14 protein-coding genes are annotated in these 19346 nt (G+C 57.8%); 7 read left to right on the plus strand and 7 right to left on the minus strand.

Translation table 11 applies throughout. From position 1 onward, the window contains the following. Positions 1-7 precede the first annotated feature (7 nt). Positions 8-892, minus strand: a complete 885-nt coding sequence (gene pdxY, locus FHW16_RS08385; protein WP_182548608.1) for a pyridoxal kinase PdxY — start codon at positions 890-892, stop codon at positions 8-10. Between the two features lie 48 nt (positions 893-940). Beyond that, the gene (locus FHW16_RS08390) at positions 941-1201 is read right to left on the minus strand and encodes a hypothetical protein (protein WP_182548609.1); all 261 of its coding nucleotides are present in this window, start codon (positions 1199-1201) and stop codon (positions 941-943) included. 139 nt (positions 1202-1340) lie between these two features. Between FHW16_RS08390 and FHW16_RS08395 the strand changes: the two genes are divergently transcribed. The 5 genes from FHW16_RS08395 to FHW16_RS08415 all read left to right on the plus strand — a co-directional run bounded on the left by FHW16_RS08395 (position 1341) and on the right by FHW16_RS08415 (position 9780). Further along, positions 1341-1961 carry a LemA family protein gene (locus FHW16_RS08395; RefSeq protein WP_182548610.1) on the plus strand — a complete coding sequence of 207 codons (621 nt, stop codon included), beginning with the start codon at positions 1341-1343 and terminating at the stop codon, positions 1959-1961. 18 nt (positions 1962-1979) lie between these two features. Next, positions 1980-2834: a TPM domain-containing protein gene (locus FHW16_RS08400; protein WP_182548982.1), complete on the plus strand. Its 855-nt coding sequence runs from the start codon at positions 1980-1982 to the stop codon at positions 2832-2834. Positions 2835-2842: 8 nt separating this feature from the next. Beyond that, entirely contained in the window at positions 2843-3475 is a 633-nt protein-coding gene (locus tag FHW16_RS08405) for a TPM domain-containing protein (protein WP_182548611.1), read from the plus strand. A gap of 106 nt (positions 3476-3581) precedes the next feature. Continuing rightward, the gene (locus FHW16_RS08410; RefSeq protein ID WP_182548612.1) at positions 3582-8375 is read left to right on the plus strand and encodes an NAD-glutamate dehydrogenase; all 4794 of its coding nucleotides are present in this window, start codon (positions 3582-3584) and stop codon (positions 8373-8375) included. Positions 8376-8412: 37 nt separating this feature from the next. After that, on the plus strand, positions 8413-9780 hold the full coding sequence (locus FHW16_RS08415; RefSeq protein WP_182548613.1) for an MFS transporter: 1368 nt from the start codon (positions 8413-8415) through the stop codon (positions 9778-9780). Here FHW16_RS08415 and purH read toward each other — a convergent pair. The 4 genes from purH to htpX all read right to left on the minus strand — a co-directional run bounded on the left by purH (position 9770) and on the right by htpX (position 15755). Next, a complete protein-coding gene (gene purH / locus FHW16_RS08420; RefSeq protein ID WP_182548614.1) occupies positions 9770-11386 on the minus strand; it encodes a bifunctional phosphoribosylaminoimidazolecarboxamide formyltransferase/IMP cyclohydrolase in 1617 nt (538 codons plus the stop codon). The two genes, FHW16_RS08415 and purH, sit on opposite strands and share 11 nt — an antisense overlap. A 126-nt stretch (positions 11387-11512) precedes the next feature. Next, positions 11513-13222 carry a heparinase II/III family protein gene (locus FHW16_RS08425; protein ID WP_182548615.1) on the minus strand — a complete coding sequence of 570 codons (1710 nt, stop codon included), beginning with the start codon at positions 13220-13222 and terminating at the stop codon, positions 11513-11515. A 185-nt stretch (positions 13223-13407) separates the two neighbouring features. After that, entirely contained in the window at positions 13408-14787 is a 1380-nt protein-coding gene (locus FHW16_RS08430; RefSeq protein ID WP_182548616.1) for an RsmB/NOP family class I SAM-dependent RNA methyltransferase, read from the minus strand. Continuing rightward, positions 14784-15755, minus strand: coding sequence for a zinc metalloprotease HtpX (htpX, locus tag FHW16_RS08435; protein ID WP_182548617.1), 972 nt, complete (start codon positions 15753-15755; stop codon positions 14784-14786). Before htpX ends, FHW16_RS08430 begins: the two co-directional genes overlap by 4 nt. Before the next feature lie 115 nt (positions 15756-15870). On the opposite strand from htpX, the gene FHW16_RS08440 reads away from it, so the two are divergent. Then, positions 15871-16104, plus strand: a complete 234-nt coding sequence (locus FHW16_RS08440) for a DUF1674 domain-containing protein (protein WP_182548618.1) — start codon at positions 15871-15873, stop codon at positions 16102-16104. Between the two features lies 1 nt (position 16105). On the opposite strand, the gene FHW16_RS08445 is transcribed toward FHW16_RS08440, so the two are convergent. Beyond that, positions 16106-17506 carry an MATE family efflux transporter gene (locus tag FHW16_RS08445; RefSeq protein WP_182548619.1) on the minus strand — a complete coding sequence of 467 codons (1401 nt, stop codon included), beginning with the start codon at positions 17504-17506 and terminating at the stop codon, positions 16106-16108. 473 nt (positions 17507-17979) lie between these two features. On the opposite strand from FHW16_RS08445, the gene FHW16_RS08450 reads away from it, so the two are divergent. Next, on the plus strand, positions 17980-19245 hold the full coding sequence (locus FHW16_RS08450; protein ID WP_182548620.1) for an SAM-dependent methyltransferase: 1266 nt from the start codon (positions 17980-17982) through the stop codon (positions 19243-19245). Positions 19246-19346: the final 101 nt, after the last annotated feature.

Raw genomic sequence — 19346 nt, forward strand, 5'->3', positions numbered from 1 at the left:
ATTGTGTTCAGGCCCTTATGCCTTTGCTCGGATGGGTCAGCCTGCGCATCTGGATCATGGCCATTGGGGTTGAGAGGCTGGAAGCATCGGCTTCGAGCATCAACTCGTCGGCGCCACGCTTCGCCGAGCGGGCCATGATTTCAAAGACGGATGCAGTGGTGCGCTGCAAAATCTGTTCATGATCAAGGCCAGCCAGCATGCGTGCGAGGAAGAGCGCCGACGTCAGGTCGCCAAGTCCATTGGTCGGACCGGTCACGAGGCGATGCTCGGCGAGCATGGCGAAGGAGTGGGTGACCAGAAGATTCCCCGTGCCACCCGCCAGCATGGGATGGGCGGAGGTTACCAGCATCGTGCCGGGCCCGGCGTGCAAGGCAGCTTGCATGATCGCCTTGTTGTCGGGCAGATCAGCTCCGGCAAGCCAGGCAAGTTCGAAACGGTTGGGTGTCGAAATATCCGCCAGCGGCATGAGTTCGTCGCGGATGCCAACGGCGGTTGCTTCGGGAACATACAATCCCTTTGTATCGCCGATCACGGGATCGCAGAGATAGAGCACATCCTTGTTCTGGCTTTTGACCTTCTTGACGAGGCGGGCAACGGACGTCGCCTGCGCGGCATTGCCGAGATAGCCCGTCATGATCGCTCGCACCTCGCCGAGCCAGGGCGCGCGCTCGAGATCCGCGATCAGATCATCAAATTGCTGGGGTTCCGGCACGATGCGCTTGGCTGGTCCATGACCCGGATGCCAAGGCAATATGACCGTCGGCACGGCCCAGACGGGGTGACCGAGGGTCTCAAGGGCAAAGACTGCCGCCCGGTTGCCGACGGAACCACGCACGACGTGGCTGGATATGACGATGACAGCATTGGAGGAGGGAGCAACAGAACCGGTCATGGAGATACTCGAGAAAGAGTTCGGAAAAGCGGGGGTGAGCCCACGGACTCAGCTTTTGCCGATGATAAGACTGATCAACCAGATAAACATGGCAATCAACACAAGCAATCCCAGAAACCGGCCAATGCGCGTTCCCCAGATTTCTATCGGATCTGTTGTGTCGGCATCCTCTGCGGTGAAATGGTCTTTGGTTCTGGAGACAGTGCGCTCAACCGCAGACCGCCCGGCAGGATTGGACTCATGGCCGATGCGCTCCAGAATCTGCTTCGATTCTGTTACAGCCTGACGTTCTTTGTCATTTGCAGCCATGGCGATTCCGCTTGATCCTTGTTGCAAGGCAGCATAGCGCTTTGCCAGTTCCTTTTGCAGCAAAAAATGGCTACGCTCAGCCTGCTTCGTTCCAAAATGGCCAACAGGTCAGGAAAATGAGTATTGAGGAGAGAGTTTTATGCAAAAAATGGCGTCTTTGACCGGCTTTCTGCCCCGCAATGTCTTTTCGGTTCTTGCTCTCGTTGTCCTCGTTCCGCTGCTGTCCGCGTGCGGCTTCAATACGATTCCGACCAATGAAGAGCAGGCCAAGGCCGCATGGAGTGAAGTGCTCAACCAGTATCAGCGCCGCGCCGACCTTATCCCTAATCTCGTTGAAACCGTCAAAGGTTATGCGGCTCAGGAAAAAGATGTGCTGACGTCAGTCGTCGAAGCACGCGCCAAGGCGACATCGGTGCAGGTCACTCCGGATACCCTCAAAGATCCCAATGCCTTCAAGGCATTCCAGGACAATCAGGCCAATTTGACCGGCGCCCTGTCGCGGCTTCTGGCGGTTGTCGAAAACTATCCGGACCTCAAGTCCAATCAGAACTTCCTGGCACTGCAATCACAGCTCGAAGGCACTGAAAACCGTATAGCGGTTGCGCGCCGCGACTATATCGAGGCGGTGCGGGTTTATAATACATCGCTCAGGACCATGCCGACGATTATCTGGACCTGGATCTGGTACACCAGCAGCGAACCATTCCAGACTTTCACCATCGACGACTCCGCCAAGCAAACACCCCAAGTCAAATTCTAGGCTTTCATAATGCGCAGCATGCGCCAAAGTGCGGTCATTACCGTATGGAATCCCTTTTCAAGGCGGATTTCATACGGCTTGCTCCTGATACCGGTCTTACTCGGGCTGTTTCTCAGCCATGTCCAGGCAGCAGACCTGCCCGTATTGACGGGGCGGGTTGTTGATGGAGCCAATGTCATCGATGCCGGAACGCGGGATGCGATCACCCAGAAGCTCGCGGCGTTCGAAGCAAAATCCTCGGATCAGGTGGTTGTGGTTACTGTTCCAAGTCTCGATGGAGAGGCGATAGAGCCCTATTCCAACCGGCTCTATCGTGCCTGGGCCCTGGGACAAAAACAGGAAAACAACGGTGTGCTCCTTGTCGTTGCGCCCAATGACCGCAAGGTGCGCATTGAAGTCGGCTATGGCCTGGAAGGAACACTGACGGACCTTCTGTCAAAACTCATCATCGAGAACGCCATCATTCCCGGCTTCCGCTCGGGCGATTATTCCGGAGGGATAGCGCGAGGGGTCGACGACATCCTGAAGGTGCTGTCGGGTGATTCAGCCGAACTCGAAGCGCGGGCAAAGCGGAATATCAAAGACGAATCCTCCGATATCGACTGGTTTGGGGTCATCTTCATTTCGATATGGGTCATCATTTTCTTCGGCGGATTCGGAATGGCGATACTTGTTCCGGTTTTTGGCCAGAAAATCGGGCCCGGCCGGTACAAATGGCTCGGCATGGTCATTGATACGCGATCGTCCGGCGGTGGTTCCGGTGGTGGCTGGTCTTCGGGCGGTGGGGGCGGCTGGTCCTCCGGTGGTGGCGGCGGTGGCTTTTCGGGCGGTGGCGGATCGTCCGGCGGCGGCGGCGCGTCGGGAAGCTGGTAGGAGAGAACATGTCAGTGATGAGCGACAACGATCACGCCCGCATTGCCGCAGCGATCCGTGATGCGGAAAGCCGCACGAGCGGCGAAATCTATGCTGTGCTCGCGCGCAGCAGCGATACCTACTTCTTTGTTGCCGGTTTCGCCGTCACGGTGGGTATTCTGATTGCTGCCATCATCGTTGCGCTGGCCGCCCATTGGTACTGGTTCACGATCTCCCTGCCGTTCTTTGGCCTAGCGATCCTTGCGGCGTTCGCGACGGCCATTCTTCTTCTCTGGCTGATACCGGGACTCAGCCTGCGATTTGTGCCCAAACGCATTCTCTATCAGCGTGCGCATCTCAACGCGGTTCAGCAATTCCTGACACGCAATGTACACCTCACCGAGAAACGGACGGGAATTCTGCTTTTTGTGTCGCTGGCGGAGCGTTATGCCGAGGTGGTGGCCGATGCCGGTATCAATGCAAAAGTTGGGCAGGATGAGTGGAATGGCATTGTCACAATCCTGACGGACCATGCCGCGCTGGAAGACCATGCCTCGGGTTTTCTCAAGGCTATTCAGCAAGCGGGCCATCTGTTGGAGACCCATTTTCCGGCGGGTCCCGATAACGTCAACGAACTCGATGACCATTTGGTCGAATTGTAACCTGCACGATGTCATGCGAATTTTACGTCTGGCGTGCAGTTTGCAGTCGAAAATGCAATTTCAGTGGCTATGATCAGCCAAAATGCCTGTTCAGGGAGAGATTCTGATGGCTTCAACGAAAAAATCGGGCGGAAAAGTCGCTCCGGCATCAAAAACAGCCAAAGCCACGAAAGAGAAGAAACAAACGCCAGGGTTGTTTGAAGAGCTGCTGTTTGCGCGGGCTCCCGCAGAAGACCTTGCCGATTACGATGCCGGCGCTCTGACAGCTTCCGCCAAGCTCGCTGAGGATGCGCTCAGCCGGTTCAAATCAGGTACGCCTCTCATCGATCTTTCGGATGGCAGTGCGGTCTACCGCGACGGCAGACCGATCACTGTTGTCACCCTGATCAACGATAATATGCCCTTCCTGCTCGACTCGGTTCTTGGCGAGATCAGCGAGCGGGTCAGTTCGGTCTATCTGGTCCTGCATCCGGTGATGGACGTCGACAAGAAAAGCGGTGCCGTTATTGGCGGCGCTGGTCCCGACAAGCCAGGCAAAGACGAGATACGTGTTTCGGTGATGCAGATTCACGTGCCGGCGCTGGATGCACCTGTACGCGAAATCATGGTCGAAGCGCTCAATCTTGTGCTCAAGCAAGTACGCGAAGCGGTGAACGACCGTGCCGCCATGGTTGCGCGTCTCGGTGATGCAATCGAGGCGTACAAGACCGGCAAGACGCCCATGAAGAAGGCTGCGGCCGAAGAAGCGGTCGAATTCCTCGAATGGCTGCGCGACAATAATTTTACTTTCCTTGGTGTGCGCGAGTACGACTATGAGGGCGATGGCAGCCAGGGCGAGCTGGAACGTTCGGGCAAACCCGGTCTGGGTATTCTGCGTGATCCCGATGTGCGTGTGCTTAAACGCGGCAATCAGGGCGTGACGACTACACCGCAGATCATTGCGTTTCTCACAGGCCCCGAGCCGCTGATCGTTACCAAGGCGAACACCAAGTCTCTGGTGCATCGCCGCGGCTATATGGATTATATCGGCATCAAAACCTATGACGCGAAGGGGAAGGTGAGCGGCGAATTGCGGTTCGTCGGGCTGTTTACCTCCGGAGCCTATACGCGTTCCGTACTGAAAATCCCCTATCTGCGCTCGAAGACGGAAAGTGTCATCAGCCGATTGGGTTTCAATCGCGAGGATCACTCGGGCAAACAGCTGATCAAGGTTCTCGAGGGGTATCCGCGCGACGATCTTTTCCAGATCGATATCAAGACATTGACCCGCAATGCCGAGATCATTCTGGCACTTGGCGAGCGTCCGCGGGTTCGCGTGCTGCCGCGCATTGATCCCTTCGGCCGGTTTGCCTCCATCATCGTTTACGTTCCGCGCGAACGTTACGATTCCATTGTGCGCGAGAAGATGGGATCCTATTTCGCGTCCATCTATCAGGGGCATGTTTCCGCCTATTACCCGGCGTTCCCGGAAGGCAATCTGGCGCGCGTCCATTTCATCATCGGCCATGCGGATAATGACTTTCCCAAGGTCAAGCGCGAGGTTCTGGAGGAGACTGTCCGTTCCATCGTCCGCACCTGGGAAGATGCCGTGGCCGAGGTCGGCGATCGCAGCGGCCTTGCCGAGTTTTCGTCGCTTGCTGCGGTATTTCCCGATTCCTACCGCGAAAACTTTTCACCGGATGAAGCGCTGGTCGATGCCAGCCGCATTGCCGGGCTGTCGCGCACGAATCCTCTGTTCGTTGATTTTTATCGTCACCGGACAGACGGTCCCAACGCAGCATCGCTGAAAATCTATCACTACGGTTCAGCTGTCGCTCTGTCCCAGCGCGTGCCGCTGCTCGAAAATATGGGCTTCCGGGTAATCAGTGAGCAGACCTTTGCATTGCCCGCCGGTGATGGAAGCCCGCTTTTCGTGCATGATATGGAATTGGTCAGTACCTCCGGCTCACCGATCGACCTCAGAGACAACGGCGATTTGTTTGAAGATGTGTTCCGCAACATATGGAGCGGCAGATCAGATAATGACGGTTACAATGCTCTTGCCCTCACGGGACAGCTCACGGCACGCCAGATCATTATCCTTCGCGCCTATGGCCGCTATCTGCAGCAGGCGGGGATACCCTATTCGCAGGATTTCATTGCGATAGCGCTCAATCGCTATCCCGATATTGCCAAGCAATTGTTCACTCTGTTCGAACAGCGGCTTGATCCGAAAAAAGGCAGCTCTGCTCAATCGGAACGCAAACAGGCAACCATTCGCGCTTCCATCGAAGAGGCGCTTCAGGGTGTGCCAAGCCTTGATGATGACCGTATTCTGCGCCGTTTCCTCAATCTGATCGAATCGACATTGCGCACCAATGCCTTTGCACCTGAGGAAGATGGCGGTGAACGTGTGACGCTGGCCTTCAAGCTTGACCCGCGTGCGCTGGATGACTTGCCGGAGCCTCGGCCCTATCGCGAAATCTTTGTCTATGGTCCCGAAGTTGAAGGTGTCCACCTGCGCTTTGGTCCGGTCGCTCGTGGCGGGTTGCGCTGGTCGGATCGAGCACAAGACTACCGCACGGAAGTCCTGGGCCTGGTCAAGGCACAGCAGGTCAAGAACGCGGTTATCGTGCCGGTGGGTGCCAAAGGCGGTTTTTACCCCAAGCGACTGCCGGCAGGCGGCGACCGCAATGTGATCTTCGAAGCCGGGCGTTCCGCCTACATCACCTTTATTGCGACCCTGTTGTCGGTGACGGATAACCTGCAAGGCGAAACTGTCGTGCCGCCGGACAATATCCTGCGGCTGGATGGCGACGATCCCTATTTCGTCGTCGCTGCTGACAAAGGTACCGCGACATTCTCCGATACCGCCAATGCGATCAGCCAGGCGCATGATTTCTGGCTGGATGATGCCTTCGCATCGGGTGGTTCGGCCGGTTACGACCATAAGAAGATGGGCATCACCGCTCGTGGTGCCTGGGAGGCCGTAAAAAGGCATTTCCGCGAAATCGGCACGGATATCCAGAAAGTACCTTTTGTGGCAGTCGGCGTCGGTGACATGTCCGGCGACGTCTTTGGCAATGGCATGCTGCTATCGCCGCAGACCAAGCTTGTTGCGGCGTTCGATCACCGCGATATCTTCATTGACCCGGAACCGGACGTCAAAGCCAGCCTGAAAGAGCGCCAGCGGCTGTTCAACCTGCCGCGTTCCAGCTGGCAGGACTATGACAAGTCGAAGATTTCGGCAGGGGGTGGTGTGTTCTCCCGTTCGCAGAAGTCCATCACGCTGTCGAAAGAGGCGGCCAAGGTGATCGGTCTGGCCAAGACCACGGCGACGCCATTCGAAATCATGACGGCCATTCTGAAAGCGCCGGTTGATCTCCTGTGGTTCGGCGGTATCGGCACCTATGTGCGCTCCAGTTTCGAGACTGATGCGGAAGTGGGTGACCGCGCCAATGATGCCATCCGCATTACCGGGCTCGATGTGCGGGCCAAGGTAATCGGCGAGGGCGCCAATCTTGGCGTCACGCAAAAGGCGCGTATCGAGTTCGGGCTTGCCGGCGGACGGTGCAATTCCGATGCTATCGATAATTCTGCCGGCGTGAATACATCCGACGTTGAGGTCAACATCAAGATCGCGCTGGCGCAGGCCATGCGTTCCGGCAAGCTGCAGCGCGACAAGCGCGACACGCTGCTTGAATCGATGACTGATGAGGTGGGTGATCTCGTCCTGCGCAACAATTATCTGCAGACGCTGGCGCTGTCCTTGGCGCAGCGGCGCGGATTGACCGATCTTGCCTATCAGTCGCGTTTCATGAGCGAGCTGGAAGCCAAGAAACTGCTCAACCGCAAGGTGGAAACCCTACCGGATGACAAGGCTTTGGCGGAACGGCAGGCCGATGGCATTGCCCTCAGCCGCGCTGAGCTCGGCGTTCTTCTCGCCTATGCCAAGATCGTGCTGTCGGATCAGCTGCTGGCCAGCAACCTGCCAGATGACCCCTATCTTGAGCGTGGCCTGCTCGATTACTTCCCGAAACAGATGAAGGAAGGTTATGGCGAGGAAATCCGCACGCACCGTCTGCGTCGGGAAATCATCGCGACTCAGCTCGCCAATGATGCCATCAACCGGGGCGGTCCGACCTTTGTCAGCCGTCTCGCCGATCTGACGGGACAATCGGCACCGGATATCGTGCGTGCCTACGTGATCGTGCGCGATGGTTTCGAAGTGGATGGACTGTTTGCCGAGATTGATGCGCTGGATAACGCATTGCCCGGCGATGCGCAGAACGGCTTCTACGCCAAGGTGGCGCAGATGCTGAACTGGACCACGGCGTGGGTTCTGCGCAACCGCACCGTCGGTGTGGGACTGCAGGCGGCTATCGGGGAAATCAAGGCGGCGCGCGCTACCTTGCAGCCCAAACTCGAAAAGCTGCTGCCGCTGTCCATGAGCAACCAGTTGCGTGACGATACGGCTTATTATGCCGGACTGGGTGCGCCTGCGGCTCTCGCCGCTCAGCTCGCCCGATTGGAAATTGCGCCGATCATCCCGGATATTGCTGCGGTTGCACAGCAGGCCGGTACCGATATTGCCAGCGCCGCCAAGGCTTATTTCGATATTTCCGAAGCGTTCCGCATCGGCCGTATCGTGGAAGCTGCGCGGGGCGTATCCGTTGCGGATTACTATGACGGTATCGCACTGGCGCGGGCATCCGACCTGATTTCGCAGGCTCGGCGCGGCATCGCCGTGGCTGCACTCAGCGAATACGGCAAGAAGTCCGATCCGGCGAAGGAGTGGATTGCGAACCGGGGCGTGCGCGTAGACGAGTTGCGGCAGCGGATGGTCAACATCGTTGAAGGCGGGGATTTGACCGTCTCGCGGCTTGCGGTGGCTGCCGGATTGCTTTCCGATCTGTCCTAGACAAAAGTAGGGGACCGGATCAGGGGAAGGGAACGACATGGCTGCGTCTAAACGGGGCATCTGGGGATGGATGCTCTTCGACTGGGCGGCGCAGCCATTCTTCACTGTTGTCACGACCTTTATTTTCGGTCCCTATTTCGTTGCACGGATGGCGAGTGATCCCGCCGTCGGTCAGGCTGCCTGGGGTTATGGCATAGCCATATCCGGCCTCATCATTGCAGTGCTGTCTCCCGTCCTTGGCTCGATTGCCGACCAGTCCGGAGCGCGAAAACCCTGGATCGGTTTCTTTGCCGTCATCCAGATTGTTGCCCTGTCAATGCTGTGGTTCGCGGCGCCGGGTTCAAACCTGATCGTGCCGCTGCTCTTCTTTTCACTGGCATCGATTGCCGCTGAGTTTTCCATCGTTTTCAATGATTCGATGATGCCCCGCCTGGTGCCGGAAAAGGATATCGGCCGTATCTCCAATATGGCCTGGGGCCTTGGCTATCTCGGCGGCATGATCGTCCTGATCTTCGTGGTGGCCTTCATGGCGGGCTCGCCCGAAACGGGAAAAACCATGCTGGGATTGAACCCGATCCTCGGGCTTGATCCGGTCACAGGCGAGGGGGACCGGGCAACCGGGCCCCTGTCGGCGCTGTGGTATCTGATTTTCGTCCTTCCCATGTTCCTGTTCACGCCTGACAGCGGCAAGGGCCTCCCCATTGGCAGGGCCGTGCATACGGGGCTGGCCGAGCTCAAATCGACCATCGGCGAAGTGCGGCAACGGCCGGGTATTCTACGGTTCCTGATTGGACGCATGATCTATCAGGATGGCGTTAATGCCTTGATCGCACTCGGCGGAGCCTTCGCGGCCACCATGTTTGGCTGGGCGACCGCCGAGATCGGCATTTACGGAATCATCCTGAATGTTGTTGCGATTTTTGGCTGTCTTGCCGCAAGCCGCCTTGATACGCTGCTTGGATCAAAAGTGGTCGTGGTGATATCGCTGGTACTGCTGACGATTGCCACAGTCGGCATTGTTTCGACGGGACCCGGCTATACGCTTTTTGGCCTATGGCCGCTGCCCGGTGCGGATACGGGCGGGCTGTTCGGCACACCTGCGGAAAAGGCCTATATCGTGTTCGGCCTGCTGATCGGCGTCGCGTTTGGCCCGGTCCAGGCCTCCTCGCGGTCCTATATGGCGCGAAGCGTGACGATCGATGAGGCTGGCCGTTATTTCGGCATCTATGCCCTGTCGGGACGGGCAACGAGTTTTCTTGCACCATTCGTTGTTGCAACGGTAACGGCGGTCAGTGGATCGCCGCGCCTCGGCATGGCGATGATCGTTATTTTCCTGCTGGCCGGATTGGCGGTTCTGTTGCGAACCCCCTATCCGGCAGCAGTTCCGGTAAAGCCTAGTGCCTGAAATGGCGCATGCCGGTGAATACCATGGCAATGCCATGTTCGTCGGCGGCGGCAATCACATCATCATCCCGCATGGAACCGCCGGGTTGGATAACGGCAGTTGCTCCGGCAGCAACCGCTGAAAGTAGTCCATCCGCGAACGGGAAGAACGCATCGGAGGCGACGACCGAGCCTTTGGTGAGAGGTGTTGGCAAGCCGGCGGCTTCCGCAGCATCTTCGGCTTTGCGGGCGGCGATGCGCGCCGAATCGACACGGCTCATCTGACCGGCACCGATGCCGACCGCTGCACCGTCTTTTACATAGACGATAGCATTGGATTTGACGTGTTTGGCGATGCGGAAGGCAAGCTTCAGATCGGTCATTTCCTGCTCGGTTGGGGCACGCTTGGTCACAACCTTCAGATCAAGATCGTCAACCACACCGCTGTCGCGTGACTGGACCAGAATGCCACCGGCGACGGTCTTTGCGGTGATACCCGAAGCGCGGGGATCCGGCAGGCCTCCGGTGATGAGCAGGCGAAGGTTCTTCTTGGCGGCAACGATTGCCTGGGCTTCCGGCGTGGCATCGGGCGCAATGATGACTTCGGTGAAAATCTTGACGATTTCTTCGGCAGCATCCGCGTCCAGTGTCTTGTTGAGCGCAACAATGCCGCCGAAGGCTGAAACGGGATCACAGGCAAATGCCTTGAGATACGCGTCCTTCAACGTCGTACCCTCGGCTACACCGCAGGGGTTTGCGTGCTTGATGATGGCAACAGCGGATGTGCGGGCAGGATCAAACTCGGCAACGAGTTCGAAGGCCGCATCCGTATCGTTGATGTTGTTGTAGGAAAGCTGCTTGCCCTGCAACTGGGTTGCCGTGGCAACGCCCGGACGTTTTTCGCCGGTGAGGTAGAAGCCGGCGGACTGGTGCGGATTTTCGCCGTAACGCATGACGGAATGCAAATGACCGCCGATTGCCCGGCGTGATGGCGTTTCGGTCATCAGCGCTTCGGCGAACCAGCCTGAAATAGCGGCGTCATAGGTTGCCGTGCGGGCATAGGCCTTGGCAGCAAGGCTCTGGCGGAAGGAATAGGGCAGCGATCCCTCGTGTTTGTCGAGCATGGCAATCACCATCTCGTAATCGCCCGTATCGGTGACGACGCCGACATAGGCATGGTTCTTTGCCGCGGCGCGGATCATGGCCGGTCCGCCAATGTCGATGTTCTCGACGATATTGGCGTAGTCGGCACCGGAATGGCGGACTTCTTCAAAGGGGTAGAGATTGATGACAGCCAGATCGATGGCACCGATGCCGTGCGCCTGCATGGCATCGGCGTGTTCCGGATCATCACGCACTGCCAAAAGGCCGCCATGCACCTTGGGGTGCAGGGTCTTGACGCGGCCATCCATGATCTCGGGAAAGTTGGTGACTTCGGAAACGTCAATGACGGGAATGCCTTCCGCCGCAATGGTCTTGGATGTGCCGCCGGTCGACAGAATTTCAATGCCGTGCCGGTGCAGTGCGTGGGCGAGTGCTGTCAGGCCCGCTTTGTCGGAAACCGAAATGAGTGCGCGCTTGACAGGATGAAGGTTGGGGGCGGGAATGGATTTTGCAGTGACGGCCATGGGAGAATTCGTCCTCAGCGGAAAAGTTTGGGGGATTTTGACAGCCGGTTAGCACAGGCTGCCAAGGAATCCTACTTCCGATCGCATATTCAGACGAATTGGGGCGGTTTTCCCCACCCCATGGGGTCAGCCATAGGCTCCGAGGGATGTCCGGGTGAACTGCCATTCCACTTCCGGTAGCTGTGATGCATTGAGCGAAAGCGTGATCTGGCGTGTTTTGACCGGTCCGCGGAAACCGGCGAAGAACAACGAGTCTTCAATGAAGGGCTGGACCGTAGCGGAGAACATCCAGATATCGTCATTGTCCACCTGAAGGATGATCAAGCCATGATCATCGACACTGACATTGACCGAGGGATGGAGATGGAAGCGGATGACGACATTCTCGCGCCCCGTGCCACGCAGGGGATTGCGACCTGCGGCGAAGAAACTGTCGATGCCTTCGATGACGCTGCCATTGTGTGACAGGACAATCTGGCGTTCGTGATAGATGCCGAATGGCCGGACATAGCCATTGTGGTTGGCGACGAAACCAACCGCGCCCGGTCGTTCGATCCGCTCTACATTGACCTTTGTCGGCCCGGCGATGATCGGGGTACCGATCATGGTAGACAGACCTGATGTCGCGCTGAAACGGCATGACGAGGTATCATTGATCGTGGCGGTGGAATGGGCGGCAGTCGAGCGCGCAAGCGGGCGAAATTCTGCCGGGCCATAGCGGTCGACACCGGCATTGACGACGTAGCGGTTGCGCCCGGATGACATTTCGAAGGACAGACATCCGGCATGGGCGTCGCGTGACGCGGTCACCGGTGGTGCAAGCCCGGTGTCTGCGATGATGGTGGTGGAGTCCATCGAAAGCCGCTCATAACCGGAGTGCAATGCATGGGTGAGTGGCAGACCGCCGATATCATCGTGGCGCAGAACAGCAATGACACGTTCCGGCATTGTTGCACCAACACCATTGAACAGGGCCAGATTGCCGTCATGGTGGCGGAAAAAACGCAAGGCCGGGAGCATGCGCTCGATCGCTTCCATCAGCGCTTTTGGCGGCGCTTCCGTGCCGCTGGCATAGGTCTGGCGCAGCGGCAGAAGATCGGCCAGAAGCTCAAGCACCGTCAGCGGATTGCGGGAAATGTGGCCGCCATCCGGCAGGATCTGGCGGACGAGTTCAAATTCGAGATTGCGGCGCGCGGAACGCGCGGTGTTGGACGAAACGGGCAGGGCCAATGCGGCAAAGGCCAGCGCAATGCGGGCACGCAGCTTTTCTTCGCCGTCATCCATCACGGCAGCCATGGTCTTGAGATAGCGCACCTGCATGGCGAGCGAGCGCATGAACTGGCGATAGGCGCGCAGTTCTGCACCGGCCAGAATGAGGCTGGAATGCTGCAGCCAGGCGATAATGCGCTGCGCCGTTACCTCTGGTGTCCAGGCGGGGCCGCCGATCGAGCGGCCGTGGGTCGTGATCCAGTCGCTGAGGAGCGCGCGGGCATTGGCCGTGGCAAGCTCCGTGCCGGAGGCGCGCATATGGCGCAGCCAGCCGAAATTGTGCAGCGCCGCCTGCCAGGCGGCATTGGGCGGCTCGACGATGAAGGGTGAGCGTCCGCCTGTTTCAACCACGCGTCCGGCGAGGGCAAAGCGGCCATGATAGAACTCTTCCGCAAGTTGCGGGTCGGCTGGGCGCAGATCCTGCGGCGCAATAAGCACGCGTTCGGGCGTGAAGCCGGTGAAGCGCCAGCGAAACAGCGGACCCATGCGCAGGCGCCTGCGAAAACGGCGCCATAATTGCGCAGTCGCAAGTCCCCAGAGTTGCGGTGTTTCGCTAAACGCGACCATCTCGCGGCATTTCCTCGCTTCGCCGCGTTCCGGCGCACTTCAGTCTGCTTTTATGCATGTTCGTGAAACATTTCCCGCACAGCGGAATTCTGCTCCAGCTCCCTGAAATCATTGCTTTGGTTTCAACCCATCGACGACAAACCGGGACTATGCAACCAAAACAGTTAAAATTTTAGTAGTTGATTTTAATCTTTCCGGCGAAAACGTGCAGCGAAGAAACCATCCATACCCGAGAGTGCCGGATCAGCATTCGAGAGATCAGCGGGTGTGGAACGCACATAGCCCTCCGGGGTGATCAGTTCGGCAAATCCGCCTACCTCTTCCTTGCTGACGGGCAGCAACTCGATGGAGGGATTCTTGGCCAGAAGATCGTTGGCAACCTTTTCGCCTTCGAGCGGATCAAGCGAACAATTGGAAAAGACCACGACGCCGCCGGGTTTAACCAGCGTGACCGCATGATCGAGCAATTTGGCCTGAAGCGCGGCAAGCTTCTGGATATCGGCCGGCGACTTCGTCCACGGAACATCGGGGTGACGCCGCACGGTGCCTGTCGAGGAGCATGGTGCATCGAGCAAAATCGTGTCGAATAATTCCGAGGGATTGTATGTCGAGAGATTGGCTTCCACGGTTTCTGCCGTCAGCTGCAGGCGTTCGAGGTTGGATCGCAGGCGTTTCAGCCGATTGGCTGACAGATCAAGCGCGGTGACGTGGGCGCCAGCCTGCGCCAATTGTGCCGTCTTGCCACCCGGTGCGGCACAAAGATCGGCAACGCGTTTGCCCTTGATGTCACCGAAGAGCTTTGCCGGGAGGCTTGCGGCTGTATCCTGCACCCACCATTCGCCCTCGGCAAAGCCTGCAAGGCTGGTCAGCGCACCATCAACCTGGGCGATACGCACCGACCCGGTTGGAAGGGCAAGACCGCCGAGACGCTCAGCCCATTCCTGCGGATCGCCTTTGACAGTGAGGTCAATAGGCGGCTCCTTGCTCTGAATATCGAGAATTGCGCTGGTCTTCTCCTTGCCGTAGGCGGCAATCAGACTGTCCTCGAACCACGCAGGTACATTGCTTGCATTCGAGACGATTGTGTCCTTTTCGCGTGACAGGCGACGCAGCACGGCGTTGACCATCGAAGCGAAACGGCGGTTTCGCGGATCATTGTTGGCAGCGGTGACGGCAAGATCGACGGCAGCACGATCCGGCAAATCCAGATAAAGCATCTGTGCCGCGGCCACATGCAGCAAGTGCCGCAAGGCAACAGCGTTTTCGGGCAGCGGACGATCGATCAACTGGCCAATGGCCGCTTCAATGGTGCCACGGTTGCGCAGGGCAGCACCCAGAATGGCGCGAACCAGTGACCGGTCGCGATCGTCGAGCGCCATATACTGCGGATGGCCGTTGCTGTTGTCGGTCAATCCATCCAGCGAAGTCTGCTTTTCAATGACGGCACCCAGCAGCCGGGTCGCGCACTGACGCGCAGCCAGCCCCGGCCGGTCTTCGGCCTCATGGTAGCTTGACGTGCTGTTCTTCTTGCCGAATGGCCGCTTTCTCTCCTGTCCCGCGCTCATGCCCATGGGCCTTTACGCGAGGAACCGTCACGGCCCCAGGGAGAAGGTGTTTCATCGTCCTGCTGGTTCTCACTCATGGTAGTTTCGGGTGTTGCCATTGGCTGTGGCGTGGCAGGGTGCTGGCGAAATTCGTCTGCCATCGCTTCCAGTGCTGCGATACGGTTTTCCGTCTTCGGGTGGGTTGAGAACAAATTGTCAGCTCCTTGGCCGCTCAATGGATTGATGATGAAGAGCGACGCGGAGGCCGGATTGCGCTCGGCTTCCTCGTTAACGATCTCCTTGGCACCGCGGGCAATCTTGTTGAGAGCCGAAGCGAGCCACAGGGGATTTCCGCAAATTTCCGCACCACGCCGGTCAGCCGAATATTCGCGTGTCCGGCTGATTGCCATCTGGACGATCATGGCGGCGAATGGCGCGACAATCATGGCAACGATAACACCGATGAAGCCGAGCGGATTGTTGTTGTTACGGTTGCCGCCAAAGAACATGGCGAAATTACCGAGCATGGAGATCGCTCCGGCAAGGGTGGCCGTGACGGTCATGGTCAGGGTATCACGGTGCTCCACATGTGCGAGCTCATGCGCCATGACAGCAGCAACTTCGTTGGGGGACAGGCGATGCAACAGCCCGGTTGAAGCAGCGACAGCAGCGTTCTGCGGGTTTCGGCCTGTAGCGAAAGCATTCGGCTGATCGTTTTCAATGAGATACACACGCGGCATGGGCAGGCCCGCGCGCGCAGCGAGGTCTCGGACGATGCCATAATATTCCGGTGCGTTGTTCTGATCCACTTCGACGGCGTTGTACATCCGCAGGACCATCTTGTCGGAATTCCAGTAGCTGAAGAGATTCATGCCTGCTGCTACGACAAGGGCAATCATCATGCCGCCCGTGCCACCAATGAGAAAACCAACGCCCATAAACAAGGCGGTCATGAAGGCGAGCAGCATTCCTGTGCGCATTACATTCATGGTTTCATTCCCCGCATTGTGAACATCTTACGTATCAAGATCATTCCTTTTGTTCGACATCTTCCGGTATATGATGGTGTTTCGTACAGCAAGCTTCAATGATGGACAGACCAGAATGACCAGTAACCCGACATCAGAGACGCCACGGGCCGACGCCAGCGAGCAACCGTCACGCAAGCCGTTCGATCAACTGCCGCCTGCGGCACAGCGCGCATTGCTGGAAGCTGAAGCGCGCCATAAGGCCGAGGAAAAACTGGCCAGCCAGCCGCGGGAAATCGGCGGGCGTGGCGGCAAGGATCCTGCCCGCTTCGGTGATTGGGAAATAAAGGGCCGCACTATCGATTTTTGATTTAGTGCCGGATGATCTCGATACCCAGCTTTTCGCGCCTGAGCCAACGGCTCATCAACAGAATGGCTGCTGCAGCGAGACCGGAAAGCAATCCGAGCCAGATGCCTGCGCCTTCCAGTTTCAGCCAGAAACCAAAGGCAACCGAGAGCGGCAGTCCGATGCCCCAATAGGCAATGGCAGCATAGATCATCGGTATGGTCGTGTCATGCAGTCCGCGCAGCATACCACTGGCAACGGCCTGCCCGCCGTCAAAAATCTGAAAAAGTGCGGCGAAAGCCAGAAATGAGACTGCCAGCGATACAACAGAGGCATTCGCCGGATCGTTGACATCAATGAAAGCGCGAATGAGCTGATAGGGCGCCAGCAGCATCAGCAGCGCCGTCAGAACCATGAAACCAGTGCCTGCAGTGAACGCGACCCAGCCCGCACGTTTGATGCCGTCCTTGTCCTGCGCACCGTAGGCACGGCCGATGCGCACCGTCGCGGCCTGACCAAAGCCCATGGGCACCATGAAGCTGATTGAGGCGATCTGGATGGCAATGGCATGAGCGGCAAGGGAATCGGGGCCGATAATGCCCATCAGAAACGCCGCCGCGTTGAAAATGGTCACTTCAAAGCTGAGAATCGCCGCAATGGGCAAGCCGAGACGCAGCAATTCGCCATAGCGGGCCCAGTCTGGGCGCCAGAACCGGCCAAACAGGCGATAGCGGCGAAACTGCCGGTCTTTCAGTACGACAATGACAAGGCCAATGAACATCAGGGCGGAGGAAAGCGTTGTCGCAATGCCTGAACCGACGATGCCGAGCTTGGGGAACCCGAGATTACCGAAAATCAGGCACCAGTTTGCCAGCGCGTTGAACATGACGGCGAGAACAGCGATCACCAGTGCCCAGCCGGGACGCTCCAGTGCTGCGAGGAACGAGCGGACCACGATATAGCAATAGAAGGGGAGGGCGGCCCACTGCAGAGCCCGTACATAGGCGCCTGCCTCGGCCGCGAGTGCATGATCCTGTCCCATGGCAGTCAGGATGTGTTGAGTGTTCCACAACACACACCAGATGGGGATGGAGATTGTCACGGCAATCCAGAGGCCCTGGCGCACGGTGCGACGGATTTCCCGGACAGTGTGTTTGTTGCGGCCAAGCTCCCGCGCCATCATCGGCGATGTCGCCAGCATGAGACCGAGGCCAAAGATCATCGGAACGTAGTAAAGATTGGTACCCAGTGCCCCGGCGGCCAGCGTATGAGCGCTGACCCACCCCATCATCATGACATCAGTCGCCGTCATGGCGGTCTGGGCCAGATTTGTGAGGATCATCGGCCAGCTCAAAGCCAGCATCGCAATGATTTCGTCACGCCATGCACGCTTTGGTGCTGCGTTTGGGGTTGAAAGGGCGGACATCGTGGGTCTTTCCGAGGGAATTGCCTCCAATGGAGGCAGAGTGCACCATTTTCAGGCATAAACTTGGTATCACCAATTTCGGAAAGAGCAAAGCAGATGGAAGAGAATTCTGGCTGCCTAAACGGAAAGGGCCACTCCGAAGAGTGGCCCCGCAATTCCGTCTGGCACAAAGCTGTCGTTTGGCCTTCTTACCCGGCGCGAGCCAGGGCGCTTATTCAACGGAGAGACGATCCCCGATGGAAAGCATCAGACGCCTTGTGGCAGTTTGCGAAATCACGAGACATCAGATCACCTCCTTTTCATTCGTTGAACACAAATTGAGAATGGGGTGTATTGCCTCAGGTTTCAAGAGGAAATTTTCAACCACTCCTTTGGCTGCCCTTGAAAGTGCGTTGCCAGCCGGAAACGAAGCGCATAGGTTCTGCCAAACCTCCGGCCTAAGTATTCCGGAGTATATGATTTGGAGTTGTTGAATGGCGGCACAAGAGAGCGCGGCGCGGATCATCCGCACAGTCATACATATGCTGGAGCCGCAATTTGCTGTCGAACTATGGAACGGCGAACGCATCGGCGACATGGATGGGCCGGTACTCGCCATCAATGATCCGATGGCAGTGCGCCGGCTGGCGCTGAAACCCAATATCGGATCGATTGTCGAGTTGTGGATTTCGGGCCAGATCGACGTCAAGAACGGCACGCTTTTTGACCTTGTCGAGCGCGGGCCCAAGGGGAAGTTCAAGCAGAAGCTTAAGACGCTACCGAAATGGCAATTGCTGAAGGATGTTCCCGCATTGCTGCTCGGCGGTCGCGGGACGGATGCTTCGGGTGTCGACGGGCAGAAGCCTTTTGTCAGCGGTTCCGACAAGGCTGCCATCACCCACCACTATGATGTCTCGAACGAATTCTATCAGCTCTTCCTCGATGAACGGATGGTCTATACCTGCGCCTACTTCACGGATTGGGCGAATAGCCTCGATCAGGCACAGGAAGCCAAGCTCGACCTCATCTGCCGGAAACTGCGATTGAAGCCCGGCGAAAAGCTGTTGGATATTGGCTGCGGCTGGGGCGCAATGCTGATCCACGCGGCCAAACATTACGGAATCATCGGAACCGGCGTGTCACTTTCGGAGGCCCAGACCGCGCTGGCCCGTGAGCGGATCAAGGCAGAGGGTCTGGAAGACAAGATCACGATTCACGTGAAATCCTACGAACATCTCGATGAGCAGTTCGACAAAATCTCGTCGATCGGTATGTTCGAGCATGTTGGCATCGCCAATTACGACACGTATTTTTCCAGTGTCCATCGCTTGCTGCGGCCGGGCGGCCTTTATCTGCATCACGCGATTACCCGCCGTATGAAGCGCAACAAGAAGACGTTCGGCCGCAAGAGCGCCGAGCATCTGGCATTGGTGAAATATATCTTCCCGGGTGGTGAACTCGACCATCTCGGCATGACAATCGAAAACCTTGAAGGTTATGGTTTCGAGGTTCACGATGTGGAAAATCTGCGCGAGCACTATGGCAAGACGTGCCGTCTGTGGGCCGATCGGCTGCATGCCCGGTTTGACGAAGCCATTGCTGAAGTCGGTGCACCAAAGGCCCGGCTCTGGCTGCTCTATCTGACCGGTTGCGCACTGGCATTCGAGCGTGGAACCGTACAGATCAACCAGACCCTTGCATCCAGACGCAAGCGCGGGATTTCAGCGGTACCGCAGACCAGAGCAGATTTGTATCGGTAGTCCTCGATTGCAGTAACTTCTATGCGTGGTTCGACAAGCTCACCATGAGGGAATTGGATTGATTGCAGGAAGCCAAGACCTGCAACGACAATGACTATCGT

It is taken from the genome of Phyllobacterium myrsinacearum, from assembly GCF_014138285.1.
Classification (GTDB): domain Bacteria; phylum Pseudomonadota; class Alphaproteobacteria; order Rhizobiales; family Rhizobiaceae; genus Phyllobacterium; species Phyllobacterium myrsinacearum_A.

Coding starts and splice junctions, on each gene's coding strand:
- FHW16_RS08440 (WP_182548618.1), top strand. CDS start 15,871: ATGACCAGTAACCCGACATCAGAGACGCCACGGGCCGACGCCAGCGAG.
- pdxY (WP_182548608.1), bottom strand. CDS start 892: ATGACCGGTTCTGTTGCTCCCTCCTCCAATGCTGTCATCGTCATATCC.
- FHW16_RS08415 (WP_182548613.1), top strand. CDS start 8,413: ATGGCTGCGTCTAAACGGGGCATCTGGGGATGGATGCTCTTCGACTGG.
- FHW16_RS08445 (WP_182548619.1), bottom strand. CDS start 17,506: ATGTCCGCCCTTTCAACCCCAAACGCAGCACCAAAGCGTGCATGGCGT.
- FHW16_RS08390 (WP_182548609.1), bottom strand. CDS start 1,201: ATGGCTGCAAATGACAAAGAACGTCAGGCTGTAACAGAATCGAAGCAG.
- FHW16_RS08410 (WP_182548612.1), top strand. CDS start 3,582: ATGGCTTCAACGAAAAAATCGGGCGGAAAAGTCGCTCCGGCATCAAAA.
- FHW16_RS08430 (WP_182548616.1), bottom strand. CDS start 14,787: ATGAGCGCGGGACAGGAGAGAAAGCGGCCATTCGGCAAGAAGAACAGC.
- htpX (WP_182548617.1), bottom strand. CDS start 15,755: ATGAATGTAATGCGCACAGGAATGCTGCTCGCCTTCATGACCGCCTTG.
- FHW16_RS08450 (WP_182548620.1), top strand. CDS start 17,980: ATGGCGGCACAAGAGAGCGCGGCGCGGATCATCCGCACAGTCATACAT.
- purH (WP_182548614.1), bottom strand. CDS start 11,386: ATGGCCGTCACTGCAAAATCCATTCCCGCCCCCAACCTTCATCCTGTC.
- FHW16_RS08395 (WP_182548610.1), top strand. CDS start 1,341: ATGCAAAAAATGGCGTCTTTGACCGGCTTTCTGCCCCGCAATGTCTTT.
- FHW16_RS08405 (WP_182548611.1), top strand. CDS start 2,843: ATGTCAGTGATGAGCGACAACGATCACGCCCGCATTGCCGCAGCGATC.
- FHW16_RS08425 (WP_182548615.1), bottom strand. CDS start 13,222: ATGGTCGCGTTTAGCGAAACACCGCAACTCTGGGGACTTGCGACTGCG.
- FHW16_RS08400 (WP_182548982.1), top strand. CDS start 1,980: ATGCGCCAAAGTGCGGTCATTACCGTATGGAATCCCTTTTCAAGGCGG.